We start from the raw sequence: 17,787 nt of genomic DNA, 5'->3' as shown, positions 1-17,787 counted from the left end.
TGACGTAAGGATCAAGCCACGTGCGCCGAGGGCGAATCGGCGTCGTTCGTGGGGTGTGGGCCGGGGCGTCGGGGTGGGAAGACGCCGGGCGTGTTGCTCGGGCAGGATACGCAGGTGCAGACGACGGAATTGGCAGGGCGGGCGGCCACGCTGGCCACCCGGGGCAGCCGGCGGATCCTCGGCATCGCCGGACCGCCCGGGGCCGGGAAGTCGACGCTGGCCGCCCGGCTCGCCGAAGCGCTCGGACCGGAGACGGCCGTGGTGGTCCCGATGGACGGGTTCCACCTCGCCCAGGCCGAGCTGGCCCGGACGGGGCTGGCCGACCGCAAGGGAGCCCCGGACACCTTCGACGTGGCCGGGTACGTCTCCCTGCTGCGCCGCCTGCGCGGAGCCGACGGGGCCACGGTGTACGCGCCCGCCTTCGACCGCTCGCTCGAGGAGCCGATCGCGGGCAGCATCCCCGTCACCCCGTGCGTACCGCTGGTGATCACCGAGGGGAACTACCTGCTGCACGACGCGGGGAGTGGGCGTCGGTACGGCCGCTGCTGGACGAGGCCTGGTACCTCGCCCCGGACGAGGACCTGCGGGTCCGGCGCCTGGTCGACCGGCACGTACGCCACGGAAAGGACCCGGCGTACGCACGCGAGTGGGTGGCCCGCTCGGACGAGCCGAACGCCCGCCTCATCGCCCCGGGCCGCCACCGCGCCGACCTGGTGCTCGGCACCGGCTGACCCCCCGCCCGCGCCGCCCCGACCCGCGGCCTCCGGCTCGGCAGAGGTGTCGGTGGTGCGGGATCATGAGTCTGTGGGTGCGGTCCTCGACCGGGCGGCGAAGGGGCTGAGACGTGCACGAGATGGCGATCATCGAAGCACCGTCCGTACTGGGGCTGCGCCCGTCCGGGGTCCAGGACCTGCCGGCGGCTCTGCTCGACGCCGGTCTGCTGGACCATCCCGGGGCGCTGCACACGGGCAGGGTCGAGGCACCGGCGTACGACCCCCGGCGGGACCCTGACACCGGGATCCTCAACCCCGCCGGCATCGCGCGGTACTCCGTCCGGCTGGCCGACGCGGTCGGCGCCGTTCTCGACGACGGCCGCTTTCCCGTGGTCCTCGGCGGAGACTGCACCATCCTGCTCGGCAACCTCCTCGCCCTGCGCCGCCGCGGCCGCTACGGCCTGCTGTTCCTCGACGGCCACACCGACTTCTACCAGCCCTCGGCAGAGCCGGCCGGCGAGGCGGCCTCGATGGAACTCGCCCTGGCCACGGGCCGCGGACCCCGGCTGCTCACCGACCTCGAAGGCCGCGGGCCCCTGCTCCGCGACGAGGACGTCGTCGCCTTCGGCTTCCGCGACTCCGCCGAGTCCTGCGAGGCCGGGATGCAACCGCTGCCGCCACGCCTCCACGCGATCGACTTGGACGCTGTGCGCGCGGTCGGCGCCGCCACCGCCGCGGGTGGGGCGATCGGCCGGCTCACGCAGGGCGAAAGCGCCGGCTACTGGGTCCATCTCGACGTCGACGTCCTGGACGACGCGGTCATGCCCGCCGTCGACTACCGCCTTCCCGGAGGGCTGACCTGGTCGGAGCTGGAGAGCGTGCTGTGCACGGCACTGGCCGACCGACGGGCCGTCGGCCTCGACGTCACGATTTTCAACCCCCGCCTCGACCCCGGCGGGACCATCGGGGCGCGCCTCACCGCATGCCTGCGCCGAGGGCTGTCGGCACGGACCGACGGCACGAGCTGAGTCGGGATCCAGCCGATCGCCGACTGTCTGCGCACGCTGTTAGGGTGACGTGTGCCCGTCAAGGCGGGTGGTCACAGTTACTGATATTTCAACGGGGTTGAACGTGAAGCTTCGCCATGTCCGCGCGGTTGCCGTCTTCGGTATCGCGGTCGTCGCACTCACCGGAGCCCGTGGCTCCCACGGCGCCAGCTGCGGCGGCAGCAGCCATTCCGGCTCGAGCTCCAGCAGCTCCAGCGGGGGTACCACCGGCGGTAACCACGACAGCGACAGCTCGAGCAGCAGCACCAGCGGCAGTTCGAGCGGTGGGTCCGTGCCCGGCGGTTCCAGCAGCAACAACAAGGCCGAGCGCGACATCAAGATCGACAGCTGCAAGCTGGACGACACCCGCAAGAACCTGGTCGCCAGGATCACCGTCACCAACAGCGGTTCGCTGGACTACACCTACAACATCACCATGAAGTTCCAGGGGGACACCACCTCCAGCGCGAACCTCGCCCAGGCCAAGGTGACCGGACTCACCGTCAAGGCGGGTGCCTCCCGGCAGACCGAGGCCACGACGCCGTACACCGGCAAGGGCGACGGCAGCGAGTACAAGGAGTGCGTCGTCTCCACCGCGGCGAAGAGCTCCGTCTGACACACCGCGTCGACTGAGGCCCGGCCCCAGTCGACGCGTTCAGCGGGATCGAGGCCTCGTCGGTGTGACACCGGCGAGGCCTTTCCCGTTCCCGTCCCGTTCCCGCGCGGGGGTTTTCAGCACCCGCCGCCGAAGCTCCAGGCCTCGATGTCGCGGTAGCGGATCGGTCCCGGGCCACGGCTGAAGTTGCTGCCGACCAGGTGCAGGCGTTCGGCCTGCCACCGGCGGCCGTTGAACGCGGTGAGTCCGGCGGCGGCCTCGATCACGCTGGAGGGGTCGCCCCGGCGGGATCGGGCCAGCGTCAGATGGGGGCGCAACGGCCGTTCCTCAAAAGCGATACCGCACTCCTTGACCACGGCGCGCACCTCGGTGGCGAGCCGGTGCAACCCTTCGAGGTCCCCGTCGATCCCGCTCCACAGCACCCGCTCGTCGAAGTGGCCGCCGCCGCGCAGCGCCAGTTGTACGGGCCGGCGCGCCGCCGCGAGGGCCGAGAGCGGCGGCCGCAGGAGCGGAACGGTCGCGACGGGGAGCTCTCCGAGGAACGCCAAGGTGATGTGCCAGTCCTCGATGCGGTTCCACCGCATGCGCGGGTACGCGTCGTAGGCGGAGCCCAGCTCCCGCGCCAGCTCCTCCTTCGCATCGTCGGGCGGAGCGAGAGCGACGAATATCCGAACGGTCTCGGCCTGAATCTGTTCGTTCACATAGGACTTCGTACAGTGCCGCGCATGGTTCAGTCGAGCGCGGCCGCGAGCAGGGCGGCGGTCCTCGCGACCAGGGCGTCGTCACGCGGCGCGGCCGCGTCGGGCTTGGTGCTGAGGACGGCCAGCACGACGGGCGGCCGTGCGGGCGGCCAGGCGATGCCCGCGTCGTTGGTGGTCCCGTACGCCCCGGTGCCGGTCTTGTCCGCGATGGCCCAGTCCGAAGGAAGGCCGGCCCGGAACCTGTCGCCGCTGGTGGTCGTGGCCAGCAGCCATCCCGTGAGGAGCTTCCGGTGCCGCGGGGTCAGCGCGTCGCCGAGCGTGAGCCGCGCGTACGTCCGCCCGATGGCGCGGGGGCTGGTGGTGTCGGTCACGCGCCAGGGCTCGGCCGAGTTCAGCTCGGGCTCCCACCGGTCGAGCCGGGTCGTACGGTCCCCCAGCGATCGGCAGAAGCGGGTTGTCGAGGTGGGGCCGCCGAGCTCGCGGAGCAGGAGGTTGGCGGCCGCGTTGTCACTCTGGGAGATGGCTGCGGAACACAGTTCGGCCACCGTCATACCGTCGGCCACGTTCTCGGGCTTTTGCGTGACGGAGCCGCCGCCGGCGTCCGTCACGTCCTTCTGCGTGTAGTGGATGCGCCGGGCCAGGTACTCGCCGTCGTGGTCGAGGTCGCGCATCACGGCCGCGGCCGTGAGCGTCTTGAACAGCGAGCACATGGGGAAGGTCTCGTCGGCGCGGTACAGAACGGTCCGGCCGGAGCCGGTGTCGCGCGCGAACACCCCGAGGCGCGCTCCGTGCTCCCGCTCCAGCTCGCGCAGTTGTCTGACGAGGCCCTCCCCGCCGGGCGAGGACGCCGCATGGGCCTCGCTCCCCGGCAGCGCGGCAGCCAGTGCCGTCCCCACGCCCAGAGTCAGTACTGCCCGACGGGACGGTAAGGCGCCCACGGTCTTCACGTCGGCCTCTCCTCTCGCTGTACGGCCCTGTACGGCCATGTGACCACGGAGACGCCAGGGACGATCAAGCCGGTTCCACGACCGCCGGCCGTCAGACGCTTGCCAACTGCGGGATCAGGCGCAGTGCGTTGTCGTGGTAGATCCCGCGCAGTTGCTCCGAGCTGAAGGCGGGGTCCTCCTCCAGAGCAGGGAGCGCCAGTTTCGTCACGGTGTCCGCGGGGGCGGCGGGCCAGTCGGTGCCGAAGAGGATGTGGTCGGCGGGCACATGGTCGAGGAGCGTCGCCGCGCCGGCCATGGGACCGGCCGTGTCGTAGTAGAAGCGCCGCAGGTGGTCGCGGACCGCGGCGGGTTCCAGGGGCGGGTCGCAGAACCGTCCGAGTGCCTCCAGGCGCCCGGCGATGTACGGCACGAAGCCGCCGGCGTGCGGCAGGATGACGGAGATGTTCGGGAAACGGTCGAGCGTCCGATGGACGATCATGTTCACGGCGGCCCGCGTCGTGTCCAGCAGGAAGTCGCACATGAAGTTCGGAATGCCGGGAACCGTCACCGCTCCGGGCGCGCCGTCCGGGAGATTGTGCGGATGGGTGTCGACCACGGCGGAAAGGTCGTTCAACTCGTGGAACACCCGGTCATAGGCGGGATCGCCCAGGTAGACGCCACCGTAGTTGGCCGTCACGTTCACGCCGACGGCGCCGAGCTGCCCGAGCCCGCGGCGTACGGCCCAGGACGACGCGTCGGGGTCATCGAGGAAGAGCGGTACGTAGAACGAGAACCGGCCCGGATGCGAACTCGCCACCTCGAGCATCGACTGGAGCGTGATGTTGATGGCTTCACGCAGCTGCGCCGATGAGCGGTAGCGCGCCGGGAGCATGGGCTTGAGGACGGCCGTCGAGATGCCTGCCCGGTCCATGAAGCCGACCGCGGCCTCGGTGTCGAGCCGTGACCACGGAGGCAGCTTCTCGGGTTTGACGAGCCCGTGCCGCGCGGCCCATTCGCGCCACTCCGGCGCACAGAAGTGATGATGCATGTCGATCTTCGACTGTGTCGCGTGTACGTCCGTCAGGCCAGGGGCGGAGGAATCCCGTGCAAGACCGACGATCTCTTCGGTGCCCGCAGCGGAAGTCAGCGGCTCGTCCGCCGACGTTCCGAGGAGGCCTAGCCTGGAGGTGCTCGCGGAATCTGTCATGCCAAAACCACCGTCCGTCGGGGCTGGGTCAGTTGGTCAGTTTCCGGACGCCACGGAGGCCACGGACACCGGGGCGGGGTGAAGGGCCGGCCGGGGCGGCTCCAGGACGAGCCGGAGTTCCTGGAGCCCACGGAACGCCGCCATCGGTCCCTTGAGCCACGCCCCCTTGCTCGCCTCCGCGTCCGCCAGTTCCATCTCGGGGAACTCCCGCAGGAGGCAGGCGAGGGCGATCTCGAGTTCGAGCCGCGCCAGGGGCGCGCCCAGGCAGTAGTGCGTGCCGTGGCCGAAGCCCAGGTGCGTGCCCTGGAGTCCCTCGCGGGTCACGTCCAGGACGTCGGGGGAGTCGAACTTCCCGGGGTCGCGGTTCGCCGAGGTAATGGCGATCTGGACGAGGGAGCCCTTGGGAATCACCGTTCCTCCGACCTCCGCGTCCTGCGTCGCGTACCGGAAGGTCGACATCTCCACGGATCCCTCGAACCGGACGATTTCCTCGACCGCCCGCGGAATCAGCAGCGGGTCCTTCCGGAGCTTCTCCAGCTGATCCGGATGGAGCAGCAGGTTCAGCACGGAGTTGCCGATCTGGAATGCGGTCGTCTTGTGGCCGGCGAAGAAGAGGACCCACAACGACGAGATCAGTTCCGCGTCATCCAGCCCCTCCTCCGCCCGGATGAGGTCGGTGAGGAACGAATCCGACGGATGGGCGCGCGTGTACGCGATGAGCTGCGCCAACCGGTCGCGCAGCCACTCCTCGGCCGCCTGCAGCTCCGCCCCCATCCGAGGATCGAACCTGGCGCGCGACACCACCCCGAAGTGGGCCAGGATCTCGGGACGGTCCCCTTCGGGGATGCCCATCAGGTCGCACAGGACCGCGATGGGAAGCGGGAACGCGAACGACGACATCAGGTCGACCGCGTCGCTCTTCCCGCACGCACCGAGCAGACTCTCGGCGATGGCGGTGACCTTCGGCCTCATTTCCTCCACCCGCCGGGGGGTGAAGCCGCTCCGGAGAACTCGGCGCAGCCGCGTGTGCCGGGGCGGGTCCGAGTTCAGGACGTTGTCGTCGAGAGCGTCGAAGAAGCTGCCGTACACGGCGTGGTAGGTGTCGATCGCCCCGCGCATGTCCTTGCTGAAGCGCGGATCCGACAGGGCGTCCCGGGCGTCTTCGTAGCGGGTGATGAGATAGGTGTCGACCCCGTGCGGAGGCGTCAGCCGGCACACCGGTGCCTGCTCGCGCAGTGCGGCGTAGACGGGATGGGGGCACGCCCGGTATTCCGGCGCACCCCTGGACACGGCCGACACGAGGTCGTGCAGCGCACCGTGGTCGTTCGGTGTCGCGTTCTCCTGCGTCATCTTCCGCACCCTTTCCGCACCCATTCCACACCCCGTGACACTCGAGTTCTGCGGACACACGGGTTCCCTGTGGGAGCGGAGCGTGAAACCACCGTTGGCTCGATGGGGTGAGCGCCCCGGCGGCCGGCCGCACGGACACGCTCCGTGCGGCCCGACGAGCCGTCACCCGACCGGCGGTCAGCCGACCTGTCGCGCCGTGTGGCGGGCCGGGGGATCGCGGGACAGGCTGCTCGTGATGTCAGCCCGCCCCTAGGAGTCCGAGCATGACCCGAACCCTCACCCCGGTCCTCACGACCGCCGCCTCGCTGGTCCTGACGCTCGTCGCCGCTCCCGCCGCCGGAGCTGACACCGGCAGAGCCGCGGCCGCCCGCGCGATCACGTACCAGGCGACCGCGAGGTTCCACCAGCACGCCAACGCGGTGAAGGCGGGCTATGTGCCGGACAAGTACTGCGTCGTCAACCGGGCGGGACCGGGGGCGCTCGGCTACCCGCACTTCAACCACTCGCTCGACAATTCCCTCGACCCGGCGAAGCCCACCGCGCTGTTCTACGAGGACGACGGGCATGGCGGCAAGCGCCTGGTCGGGGTCCAGTGGATGGTCTACGACCGTGACCAGGACCTGGCGACGGACGACGACCGGCCCACCTTGTTCGACACCCCCTTCAAGGGCCCGCAGCGCGGCAACTTCCCCGGCCAGCCGGTCCACTACGCGCTGCACCTGTGGCTGTGGAAGCAGAACCCCATGGGCGTGTTCGAGACGTACAACCCGAGGGTGATCTGCCGTCCCGGCACCACCCGTCCCAAGTAGGCGTCGATGACGAGGCCATGCCGGCGATGGAGCCCCGGCGTCAGAGGCTGGGCAGACGTGCCATGCGGCGGGCGGGGCCGGCGGCCGTGGTCTGCCGGTGGATCTGCGTCAGGGAGGCGGTGCGCAGCAGGTCGCCCGGGGTGGCGTTGCTCCAGATAGCCGGTGGCGACCGGGTGGCTCGTTCCGGCCGGCACGGGGCCGGCCGCGCATTGACATGTTCGCGCGTCTGATCTGTCATCTGAGTACCTTCCGATCGGGCGCCGGTCCTGGCCCAGGCCCGCCCTGGCCCTGGCAGTCCGCCACTCCGCTGCGTCCACGGGCGGACCTGCCAGTCAGGAGACACGCACCACATGGCATCCGAGCACGACATGACCTCCTCTGAGCCTGTACTGGTCCACCGCAAGGACGCGGTGACGACGATCAGCTTGAACCGACCGCACGTCCGCAACGCGGTGGACCTGGCCACCGCGCAGGCGCTGGCCGATGCGTTCCGTGCCTTCGACGCCGACCCGGAAGCGGCCGTTGCCGTGCTCTACGGTGAGGGCGGAACCTTCTGCGCGGGCGCCGACCTCAAGGCCATCAGCGACGGCAAGGGCAACCGGGTCGCCGCGGACGGCGACGGCCCCATGGGCATCTCACGGATGCGGCTCTCCAAGCCGGTCATTGCCGCCATCAGCGGACACGCGGTAGCCGGCGGTCTGGAACTGGCGCTCTGGGCGGACCTTCGCGTGGCCGACGAGAGCGCGGTGTTCGGGGTGTTCTGCCGCCGCTGGGGTGTACCGCTGATCGACGGCGGAACGGTACGGCTGCCCCGCCTGATCGGCACGAGCAGGGCGATGGACATGATCCTCACCGGCAGAGCGGTCGATGCCGCCGAGGCCCACCACATCGGCCTCGCCAACCGCGTGGTCCCCGTCGGAGAGGCACTGGCGAAGGCACAGGAACTCGCGGCGCACCTGGCGCAGTTCCCGCAGACCTGCATGCGCAACGACCGCATGTCGGTACTCGAACAGGAAGGCCTCGACGAGAACACCGCCCTTGCCGTCGAGTTCGGGCACGGTACCGTCTCGCTCGCCGCCGAAGCCGTGACCGGAGCCGCCCGATTCGCTTCCGAGCCGGCCGCCACGGCCTCGACAGCGGGTCTGCCTGATGCGGACGACCCCGGGTATCAGCGCCGGTGCAGGGTCTCGAGGGCCTCGACGAGGATCCTCGGGTCGTGCCCGCCCTTGTAGACGGCCGGGGGCTTCTTGCCGAGGCCCAGCAACTGGGCGACCGCGGTCCAGGCGGTGCGCACGGAGTACTCGACGGTGAAGACCACGTCGTCGGGTACCTCGGCGTACTGGCCGATGAACGCCAGGTTGGTGGAGCGCGCGGGGACGACCTGGGGGCGGTCGCCGGCCTTGCGGACCAGGAACTGGCTGGTGATGTACGGCATCATGGCGGGGATCACGATGGAGCTGTCCAGGATCCGCCGACGCTCCTCGAAGGGCAGGTGCTGGAGCACCTCGTCGAGGATCTCGCGGCCCGTGCACGCGGACATGGGCTTGTCGACGAAGTCGCCCTGCTTGTCCGGGAAGAGGGCGTAGCCCCACCACACGAACGTGTCCTCGGGCTGCTCGCGGAAGTGCGGCTGATGGTTCAGCACGATGGTCAGCAGCCAGCTGGATTCCTTGAAGGTGATCAGGCCGCCCTTGCCCGCCTCGCTGCCGCTGAACTCCGCCATCAGTTTGAAGAAGAGCGGGTCCTTGGTCGTGACCGTGAACGACTCCCAGGTGGAGTCCTTCGTCGAGGAGTTGAACACCTTCGGGTCGCCCAGTCCGGCTCCGGGACGCTTGGCGGCCAAGGTCTCCCACAGCTGCCAGGCGCCGCTGGGGGAGGTGGTGTCCAGGGCCGGGACGGTGTCGGTGGAGCCCAGGGTGGAGTTCGCGGTCATCGAGCCGTTGGTCACCAGCACCAGGTCCTCCGGGCCGATGACCGTCTCCGCGGTCTCCCCGGTCTTCCCGCCCCGCTCCCAGGTGAGGGCCTCCACCGTCAGCTCGTCGCCGTCGGCCAGGCGCAGGTCGGTGACGCGGGTGCCCAGCTGGACGGTGACGCCCTGGGCGGTGAGCCAGGCCAGGAGGGGGCGCACGATCGAGTCGAACTGGTTGAACCTGGTGCGGTAGATCCCCGACATGGTGTCGAAGGTCTTGAACAGGTGGACGAAGCGGTTGAGGTAGCGGCGGAACTCGATCGCGCTGTGCCAGGGCTCGAACGCGAAGGTGGTGCACCACATCGCCCAGAAGTTGGTGGTGAAGAACTCCTCGTGGAACAGGTCCGAGATGCGCCTGCCGTCCAGCAGTGCCTCGGGGGTGGCCACGCACTTCACGAGCTCGAGACGGTCGCGCTCGGTGAACGTCATCGAGTGCGCGTCGATGACGTTCCCGTGTCCGTCCACCAGGCGGGCCTGGTCCTCCCAGGCGAAGTCCTCGTGGAACGCGAACGTGTCCTCGGTGACCGACGTGCCCGGGTCGTCCAGCGAGGGGATGGAAGACAGGAGGTCGTAGGTGCAGTCGAAGTGGATCTCGAACATCCGTCCGCCGCGCATGGTGTAACCGGTCTCGGGCGAACCCGCCGCGTCCAGACTCCCGCCCTCGCGGTCCTGCTCTTCCAGGATCACGATGTCGCGTCCGGCGAATCCGCCGTCGCGGATCAGGAACGCCGCCGCCGCGAGCGACGCGATCCCGCTGCCCACCAGATAAGCCTTCGGCACAGCCATCCCTCGTTCCCTGGGCTGACACAGCCCTTCACGGATCCCCTGATGCCCTCGGCGCGACACCGGGAAAGGCCCTGGATCCCCGGTTCGGACCAGCACCCGCAGTCATGGTGACCGTCGGTGATCGCGTACGGGCAGTGCGTCAGGGAAGGCCAGCCGGGGAGGCGGCGGCACGCCGACCGGCAGACGATGGATCCGTGGCAGGTGCCAGATGAACGAGCAGATCCCGGTCGGCGAGCTGATCAGCGGCGCCGCGCAGGCCGCCGGTGGATGGCTGGGCGCGCTGCCGGTGGCGCTGGTGGCCACCAGCGCCGACGGGACCATCGTGCGCTGGAACCAGGTCGCGCAGGAGCTGCTGGGCTACGCCCCGCCACAGATGCTGGGCCGCAACATCGCGGACCTGCTCCATCCGGGAGCCGATCGAAGTCTGGGGCGCTCCCTCTGGGAAGCCGCGGCCTCGGGGCGGGGTGTGATGGGCACCGTGACCGCCTGGCACCGCGACGGGCACCCGCTGGAGGTGGAGATCTGGGCCGCTCCGGTGTCCGACCGCCAGCACGGCGCGGCCACGGTGCTGGTCTTCGCGGCGGATGCCCACGCGGCACGGCGCATCCGGGGGTCGTCGGCGGTGTGGGACGGCCTGTTCGCCCGCTCCCCGGTCGGCATCGCCATTCTTGATACACAGCTGAGGTTCCTGCAGGTCAACGCCGCGCTCGAAGTCATGAACGGCCTGCCGGAGTCGGCGCATGTGGGCCGCCGCCTGGCCGAGATCCTCCCGGAGGTGAACGCCCTGGAGATGGAGGAGGCCATGCGGCAGGTCCTGGAGACCGGGCGTCCCGTCCTGGATCGCCGCCGTGTCGGACGTACGCCGGCCGAGCCGGACCACGACCGGGTGTGGTCGTGTTCCTACGTCCGGGTCGAGGATCCCGCCCGGCTGCCGATCGGTGTCATCGCTTCCCTCGTCGACATCACCGAGCAGCAGCGCGACCACGTGGAAGCCGAAGCGGGACGCCGCAGGCTGGCCATGCTCAGTGAGGCCAGCATGCGCGTCGGCTCCAGCCTGGACCTGGAGCGCACCGCGCAGGAACTCGCCGATCTCGCCGTGCCGCGCCTGGCCGATGCCGTCACCGTGGATGTCCTGGACGTGCTGGCGCGCGGGGAGGACCCCGGCATGGGGCTGACCGGCGGGGTCGCCCTGCGGCGGCTCGGCAAGGCTCCCCTGTCCGGATCCAGGGTGACGGAGATCCTCGCCCCCCTCGGCAGGACGCTCGCCTTCCCCGCGTCCGCCCCCTACACCCAGTCCCTCGCGGCCCGGCAGCCCTTCCTGATCGCCCGCTTCGACGAGCAGGCCATCGCGCCGGCCGGTCGGCACTCGGTCAAGCCCGCGGAACTGGTCGCGGTGGGAGTGCACTCGTTCGTCATGGCGCCGCTCGTGGCACGGGAGTCGGTGCTCGGCGTCGCCACCTTCTACCGCACCCGCCCGATAGGACCCTTCGGATCCGAGGACGTCACCCTCGCCGGTGAGCTCACGGCCCGCGCCGCCCTCAGCATCGACAATGCCCGGCTCTACCACCGCGAGCACGAGACCGCGGTCATCCTCCAGCGCAGCATGCTCCCCCAGCACATCACCCCGCCCCCGGGCATCGCCGTGGCCCACCGCTACCTTCCCGCGAGCGACGTCAACGAGGTCGGTGGGGACTGGTACGACGTCCTGACCCTGGCCGGCGGGAAGGCGGGCCTGATCATCGGCGACGTCATGGGACACGGAATCGCCGCGGCCGCGGTCATGGGCCGGCTGTCCGCCTCCGTACGGGCCCTCTCGCGCCTGGACCTCTCGCCCGTCGGGCTGCTGCACCAGCTGGAGGCCGCCCTCGCCGATCTGGCCGAGCCGATGCTGGCCACGTTCCTCTACATCGTCTGCGACCCGGCCACCGGACACTGCAGCGTCACCCGGGCCGGACACCCGCCGCCCGCACTCGCGCTCCCCGACGGCACGGTACGGCTCCTGGACACCCCGCCCGGCGTCCCCCTGGGTGTCGGGGGAGTCGCCTTCACCCCCACCGAGATCGACGTGCCTCCCGGCAGCCTCCTCGTGCTCTACACCGACGGACTGATCGAAGCCCGCGGCAGCGACCTCGACGAGCGGCTGGCCGAACTGACGCAGCTCCTCGCGGATCCCCAGCGGCAGCTGGACCACGTGTGCGACTCGCTGATCACCCACCTCGTCCCGGCAGCGGCTGACGACGACATCGCGCTCCTGGTCGCCCGCATCGGCGGCTAGGCCCTGTCCGGGGCCGGCGTGCCCCGGGCGGCGTGCCGTCCGGTGAAATAGTTCGCGTCCTTGGGGCGCGCGGCGTCATGGCTGGCGGGACGGGGGGCCGGTTCCAGGTGGGGTATGTACTTGGAGCAGTGGATGTAGGCCTCCTCGATGCTCAGCTGGACCCACATCTCGGGACTGCGGCCAGGTGCCACGTCGACGGGCAGCCCGGGATGCAGAGAACGCAGGCCGGAGTCCGTGTAGAGCCGGGCCACACCGTTGACGTGCAGGCCCACGTGATGGTGGGTGAAGTCCACGAACAGCATGCCGAGGTGGGGGTTCTCCGCCATGTTGCCGGCGCTGGCGAGCACACCGTTCCCGCGGAATTCGGGGTAGGCGAGCGTGTGGTCGTCGATCACGTGGACGAACCCCGGCGGCCCCGCCCGGAAACTGGAGTCACATTCTCCGTGGGAGTCGGCGGTGGCCAGGAAGACCATGGCCTGGCGGCCGATGAACTCCCGCATTTCGGATGTGAGGCAGGGGCGCACCTGCTGGTCGTAGAACCGGGCGGCGCGCTCGGCGGTGCCCAACTGCTGCTGCAGCAGGTGTTCACCTGCTGATCCGAAGGGCGGCGGGGGCACGGTCACGGGGCGTTCTCCTGGCAGGACGGGCAAGCGGGTGGCTCAGGACATGGACAGAACGGGCGTTTCGAACGGGTCGTGGTGGATGCGTTCGGGCAAGGTGCCGCCCTGGGTGAGCGTCTCGTTGGCGGAGACGACCATCTGGGCCGGGCCGCTGAGATAGACGTCGTGCTGGTACCACGGCCCGTACTCGGCCAGCACCTGCGGCAGGGAGCCCCGGATTCCGGGGATGTGCTCGTGGGAGACCGCGCCCCTGATGGTCAGCCAGTGGTGGCGCTGGGCCATCCGGAGCATGTCGTCGACCCCGTACAGCTCGGCGCCGGTACGGGCGCCGAGGAACAGGTCGACCTGGTGGCGCCCGCCGCGACGGGCCACCTCCTCGACGAGCGCGCGGATCGGGGCGAGGCCGGTGCCGCCGGCCACGAACAGCAGATCGCTGTGGACGGCGGCGTCCAGGACCATGTCGCCCATCGGGGGCCCCAGCTGGAGCTCGTTGCCCACCACCGCTCGGTTCACAAGTGCCTTGCTGACCGTGCCGCCGGCCACCGCGCGCACGTGGAAGGTGAGGGTGCCGTCCTCGCGGGGCGCGTTGGCGGGGGAGTAGTAGCGCCAGTGCTTCGGCCACCACGGAGTCTCGATGCTCACGTACTGTCCCGCGGCGTAGGCGTAGGGCAGGTGGGGACGTACGGTGATCTCGGCGATCCCGTTTCCGCGCGAGACGCGGTGCACGACCGTGGCGGGCCACACGGCGGGCCGTACCGCCTCGTCCTCTTCGGCCGCGCTGATCATCACTTGGGCGACCACGCCGTACGCCTTGGTCCAGGCGGCGGCGAGGTCCGCGGTCCACGCGGGGCCGGCGTAGCGGGCGAGGGAAGCGAGGAGGCACTCGCCCACGGCCGGGAAGTGCGCGCCGAGGGTGCCGAACTTGCGGTGGTCGCGTCCGAGGTGTCCGCAGAAGCGGACCAGGCTCTCCGGGTCGTCGACGAGGTCCACGATGCGCAGCAGCGCGCGCAGCAGGCGGCCGCGCTGTGCGTCCATTCCCGGCGGGAACATCGGCCGGACCTCGGGGTACCGGGCGAACAGGATCGCGTAGAAGTACACCGTCATTTCCGCGGCGAGCGGCTCGACCACCGAGACGGAGGCGCGTATGAGGTCGATCTCGTGGGCCGACAAGGGTGCCTCGACGGCCTCTGGCTCAACGGCGTGGACGGCCGGAGCGGGCGCCGGGCCCTGCGGAGACGGGTGCGCGGAGGTGTTGTGGCCTGAACGATCGATCCGGAACCTCAAGGGGCCAGCGCTCCTCCATCCGCTATTCGGGATGGCTTCCCGCCGGCGGACCGCGGGGCGGCGTCGCTCCGTCGTCTCAGGAGAGCGGTGACGGGGGCGTCGAAGGTGGCGGGCATGAGTCCTCACGGTGGGGCGGGAGCGATGAAGCGGATCAAGCGGATCCGGACGCTACATGACCCTGTCGGTGACTCAGAAGTAACCCGAAGTCACGACCGGCAGCGGACGATTCCGTCTGGACCGGTATTTCCGCTAAGAGGTGCTTCGCGTCCGCTCGATCTTCACATCGCCACCACGCCGTCACCGCCGACCCGGCACACCGCCTCCGCCCTCCCCCGTCAGGCGTCCGCGCGCAGGAGATCGGCGCACTTCTCGCCGATCACCATCGTCGTGATGCACGGATTGACCGTGATGAGGTCCGGCATCACCGACCCGTCCGCGACCCGCAGTCCGACGACCCCCTTGACCCGCAGACGGGCGTCGAGCGGCGCCATGGGGTCGCCGTCGGCCCCCATCTTCACCGTGCAGGCCGGGTGGTAGACGGTGTTGTGCGTCGTGTGGACGTAGTCGCGCACCTCGTCGGCGGTGCGCACATCGGGGCCCGGGGCGAGCTCGGCCCCCGCCCACCCGGCGAGCGCCGGCTGCGCGGCGATCCGGCGGGCCAGCTCGATGCCGTACCTCATCACCCGCATGTCGTGCTCGTGCGTGAAGTACCGGGGGTCGACCCTCGGCTTGTCGCGGTAGTCGCGCGTCCGCAGCCGCACCGTGCCGCGCGACTTCGCACGCGTCACGTTCGGCGTCAGACAGAAGGCGTTCTCGGACGTCGGATAGCCGTGCCGGGCGGTGTTCATGTCGAAGGGCACCGAGCCGTAGTGGAACATCAGGTCCGGCCGGTCCAGACCCGGCTCGGTGTCGTAGAAGATGCCCGCCTCCCACCACTGGCTCGACGTGGTGGTCATCGGCTGCCGCGCCTCCCACATGATCACGCCCTCCGGGTGGTCCTGGAGGTTCTCGCCGACCCCCGCGGAGTCCACGAGCACCTCCACGCCCACCTCCCGCAGATGCTCCGCCGGGCCGATCCCCGACAGCATCAGCAGCTTCGGCGTGTCGATCGAGCCGCACGACACGACGACCTCGCGGCGGGCACGGACCGTACGGGTGTGCACGAGATCCGGGTCCAGGTACGCGGCGCCGACACAGCGCAGCCCGTCGAACACCAGCTTCTTCGCTCGCACTCCGGTGCGTACCTCCAGGTTGGGGCGCTTGCCCAGCACCGGGTGGAGGTAGGCCACCGAGGAGGACTGCCGGATGTTGTTCTCGTCCGCGTTGATCTGAAACCAGTTGGCACCGCGCACCACCGTCGAGCCGGTGTTGAACGGCGTCGTCGGGATGCCCGCCTGTGCACACGCCTCCAGGAGGGCGGCGCCGCACGGGTCCTCGCCCTTGAGGGTGCGCAGCCTCACCGGTCCCGACCGGCCGTGGTGGGCGCCGGGGGCGTCGTTGTTCTCCAGCCTCCTGTACAGGGGGAACAGGTCCGCCGCGCTCCAGCCCGTACAGCCGGCCGCCGCCCAGCCGTCCAGGTCCTCGGCGGGCGCCCAGAAGGCGATGCAGGAGTTGTGCGAGGAACAGCCGCCGAGCACCTTGGCGCGCGCGTGCCGCATGAAGCTGTTGCCGCTGGCCTGCGGCTCGACCGGGTAGTCCCAGTCGTAGCCGGACTCCAGAAGCCCCATCCACCGTTCCAGCTTCAGGACGTCGTCGTCCCCGACGTCGCTCGGGCCCGCCTCCAGGACGCACACGGTGACCGACGGGTCCTCGCTCAGCCGCGCCGCGACGACATTGCCCGCGGTGCCGCCCCCGACCACGACGTAGTCGAACTCCGCTGACTCTCCGGTGTGTTCGCTCATGTGGAGGTGACCTCCTTCAGCGCGACGGGCTCGGGGCGTCCCGCGGCGGCGTGTTCGGCGAGGACGCCCGTACGGTGCCGCTGGACGAACCAGTAGTAGGCGAAGCCGCCCAGCGCGATCGCGCCGACGAACAGCACCGCGCCCCAGCGCAGGTACCAGTGGTACGGGGCGGCCGCGTTGTAGACGGCCGACCGCGGCCAGATCAGGTTGAGCGTCATCGCCGCCCCCCACAGCACGGCAACGATGTTGACGGGCAGCCCCCAGCGGCCGAGCGAGAACTTGCCTTCCGCGGGCTGCCACCGGCCGCGCAGCCGCGCCACCAGCATCGGCCCGGTGACCAGCAGATAGGCGACGTAGACCATCACGATGCCGATGCTGGTGACCACGGTGAAGATCTGCGGCTGGCGGATGTTGACCAGCAGGATCGCGAGGGCGAGCACCCCGATGATCACGGTCGGCAGGATCGGGGTGCCGAACCGCGGGCTGACCTTCGCGAGCCGCGAGGACGCGGGCAGGTTGTTGTCCCTGGCCATGGCGAAGGCGAGCCGGACGGCCGCCGTGTGCACCGCGAGCGCGCAGACGGTGACCGCGATCAGCACGCACCACAGCATCGCCTTGCCGGCCGTCGGGCCGAGGACGTCGAGGACCACGTACTGCAGCCCGTCGGTGGACAGCTTTTCGCCACGCAGACTCGACACGCTCATCAGCGCGAGGATCAGGACGAGGCCGCCCAGGACGAACGAGGCGACGATCGCACGGATGATGGCGCGCGGTGCGTTGCGCGAGGGGTCGAGGGACTCCTCGCCGAGCGAGGCCGCGGTGTCGAAGCCGTACATCACATAGGCCGAGGCGAGCGAGGCGATCAGGAACGCCCCGAGATAGCCGAAGGGCTGGCCCGAGCCGGTGCCGGCCGTCTCGGTGACGACCTGCGGGCCGCGTACGACGTTCACCGCGAGCAGCACGATCAGTACGACGGTGGCGATGAGTTCGAGGAAGACGCCCGCGGTGTTGATCCGCGCCATCAGCTTCACGCCGAAGGCGCCTACGACGGTGGTGAAGAGGATCAGGGCGGCGGCGAGGAGCACCGCGTTGGTCGCCACGTCGTACGTTCCCGTCCCGTCTCCGACGAACTGGAAGACGGACGAGATCTGAGGGAGCGTCAACTGATAGGCGAGGGCCACGGCGGCGATGGAGACGATCGAGGCGATGAGCATCATCCAGCCGGCGAGCCAGCCGACGTGTCCGTTCCCCACCTTCTTCGCCCAGTTGTAGATGGAGCCCGCCACCGGATAGCGGGCGGCCAGCTCGGCGAAGCAGAGCGCGACCATGAACTGGCCGGCGAAGACCATCGGCCAGGACCACCAGTAGGCGGGACCGCCGCTGGCGAATCCGAAGTAGAAGAGCTGGAAGGTGCCCGTGAGGATCGAGATGTACGAGATGCCGGCCGCGAAGGTGTGGAAGTTGCCGAGCGTCCGCTTGAGTTCGGGACGGTAGCCGAACTCGGCGAGCTCGGCGTCGTCACTCGGCGGGGAGGGTGGATCAGTGGCCATGGGTCAACTCCTGGACAGACGGTAGAGGTTGTGT

The 17,787-nt window shown here is 70.2% G+C and carries 14 protein-coding genes and 2 pseudogenes; 6 read left to right on the top strand and 10 right to left on the bottom strand.

Annotated features, from left to right (window positions below; all coding sequences use genetic code 11):
- Window positions 1-114: 114 nt before the first annotated feature.
- From JIW86_RS05105 to JIW86_RS05095, 3 genes and pseudogenes are all read left to right on the top strand, one after another.
- A pseudogene (locus JIW86_RS05105) lies at window positions 115-731 on the top strand (nucleoside/nucleotide kinase family protein).
- A 122-nt stretch (window positions 732-853) separates the two neighbouring features.
- Window positions 854-1,741 carry an arginase family protein gene (locus JIW86_RS05100; RefSeq protein WP_257559221.1) on the top strand — a complete coding sequence of 296 codons (888 nt, stop codon included), beginning with the start codon at window positions 854-856 and terminating at the stop codon, window positions 1,739-1,741.
- Between the two features lie 103 nt (window positions 1,742-1,844).
- Window positions 1,845-2,375: a hypothetical protein gene (locus JIW86_RS05095; protein ID WP_257552707.1), complete on the top strand. Its 531-nt coding sequence runs from the start codon at window positions 1,845-1,847 to the stop codon at window positions 2,373-2,375.
- A 116-nt stretch (window positions 2,376-2,491) separates the two neighbouring features.
- On the opposite strand, the gene thpR is transcribed toward JIW86_RS05095, so the two are convergent.
- From thpR to JIW86_RS05075, 4 genes are all read right to left on the bottom strand, one after another.
- Window positions 2,492-3,076: an RNA 2',3'-cyclic phosphodiesterase gene (gene thpR, locus JIW86_RS05090; protein ID WP_257552706.1), complete on the bottom strand. Its 585-nt coding sequence runs from the start codon at window positions 3,074-3,076 to the stop codon at window positions 2,492-2,494.
- A gap of 29 nt (window positions 3,077-3,105) precedes the next feature.
- A complete protein-coding gene (gene bla / locus JIW86_RS05085) occupies window positions 3,106-4,062 on the bottom strand; it encodes a class A beta-lactamase (RefSeq protein ID WP_257552705.1) in 957 nt (318 codons plus the stop codon).
- Between the two features lie 52 nt (window positions 4,063-4,114).
- On the bottom strand, window positions 4,115-5,050 hold the full coding sequence (locus JIW86_RS05080; protein WP_257552704.1) for an amidohydrolase family protein: 936 nt from the start codon (window positions 5,048-5,050) through the stop codon (window positions 4,115-4,117).
- A 195-nt stretch (window positions 5,051-5,245) separates the two neighbouring features.
- Window positions 5,246-6,559, bottom strand: coding sequence for a cytochrome P450 family protein (locus JIW86_RS05075; protein WP_257552703.1), 1,314 nt, complete (start codon window positions 6,557-6,559; stop codon window positions 5,246-5,248).
- A 263-nt stretch (window positions 6,560-6,822) separates the two neighbouring features.
- On the opposite strand from JIW86_RS05075, the gene JIW86_RS05070 reads away from it, so the two are divergent.
- On the top strand, window positions 6,823-7,368 hold the full coding sequence (locus JIW86_RS05070; RefSeq protein ID WP_257552702.1) for a hypothetical protein: 546 nt from the start codon (window positions 6,823-6,825) through the stop codon (window positions 7,366-7,368).
- A gap of 40 nt (window positions 7,369-7,408) precedes the next feature.
- On the opposite strand, the gene JIW86_RS05065 is transcribed toward JIW86_RS05070, so the two are convergent.
- The gene (locus tag JIW86_RS05065) at window positions 7,409-7,606 is read right to left on the bottom strand and encodes a hypothetical protein (RefSeq protein ID WP_257552701.1); all 198 of its coding nucleotides are present in this window, start codon (window positions 7,604-7,606) and stop codon (window positions 7,409-7,411) included.
- Between the two features lie 130 nt (window positions 7,607-7,736).
- Here JIW86_RS05065 and JIW86_RS05060 point away from each other — a divergent pair.
- Window positions 7,737-8,518: pseudogene (locus JIW86_RS05060) on the top strand (crotonase/enoyl-CoA hydratase family protein).
- Window positions 8,519-8,536: 18 nt separating this feature from the next.
- On the opposite strand, the gene JIW86_RS05055 reads toward JIW86_RS05060, so the two are convergent.
- A complete protein-coding gene (locus tag JIW86_RS05055; protein WP_257559220.1) occupies window positions 8,537-10,117 on the bottom strand; it encodes an oleate hydratase in 1,581 nt (526 codons plus the stop codon).
- 214 nt (window positions 10,118-10,331) lie between these two features.
- Between JIW86_RS05055 and JIW86_RS05050 the strand changes: the two genes are divergently transcribed.
- Window positions 10,332-12,398 (top strand): SpoIIE family protein phosphatase, encoded by a 2,067-nt coding sequence (locus tag JIW86_RS05050; protein WP_257552699.1) that lies wholly within the window; start codon window positions 10,332-10,334, stop codon window positions 12,396-12,398.
- Here the strand turns inward: JIW86_RS05050 and JIW86_RS05045 are convergent.
- The 4 genes from JIW86_RS05045 to JIW86_RS05030 form a co-directional block, all read right to left on the bottom strand.
- Window positions 12,395-13,021: a pyridoxamine 5'-phosphate oxidase family protein gene (locus JIW86_RS05045; protein WP_257552698.1), complete on the bottom strand. Its 627-nt coding sequence runs from the start codon at window positions 13,019-13,021 to the stop codon at window positions 12,395-12,397. The two genes, JIW86_RS05050 and JIW86_RS05045, sit on opposite strands and share 4 nt — an antisense overlap.
- 36 nt (window positions 13,022-13,057) lie before the next feature.
- On the bottom strand, window positions 13,058-14,188 hold the full coding sequence (locus JIW86_RS05040; RefSeq protein WP_257552697.1) for a globin domain-containing protein: 1,131 nt from the start codon (window positions 14,186-14,188) through the stop codon (window positions 13,058-13,060).
- 449 nt (window positions 14,189-14,637) lie between these two features.
- Window positions 14,638-16,203 (bottom strand): GMC family oxidoreductase, encoded by a 1,566-nt coding sequence (locus JIW86_RS05035; RefSeq protein WP_257552696.1) that lies wholly within the window; start codon window positions 16,201-16,203, stop codon window positions 14,638-14,640.
- A complete protein-coding gene (locus tag JIW86_RS05030; protein WP_257552695.1) occupies window positions 16,200-17,753 on the bottom strand; it encodes an APC family permease in 1,554 nt (517 codons plus the stop codon). The genes JIW86_RS05035 and JIW86_RS05030 overlap by 4 nt, the downstream gene beginning before the upstream one ends.
- Window positions 17,754-17,787 lie beyond the last annotated feature (34 nt).

The organism is Streptomyces sp. NBC_00162 (assembly GCF_024611995.1).
In the GTDB taxonomy this organism is placed as follows: domain Bacteria; phylum Actinomycetota; class Actinomycetes; order Streptomycetales; family Streptomycetaceae; genus Streptomyces.
The sequence above is the reverse complement of the archived record's forward strand: the minus strand, read 5'-3'. Positions and strand labels throughout refer to the sequence as shown.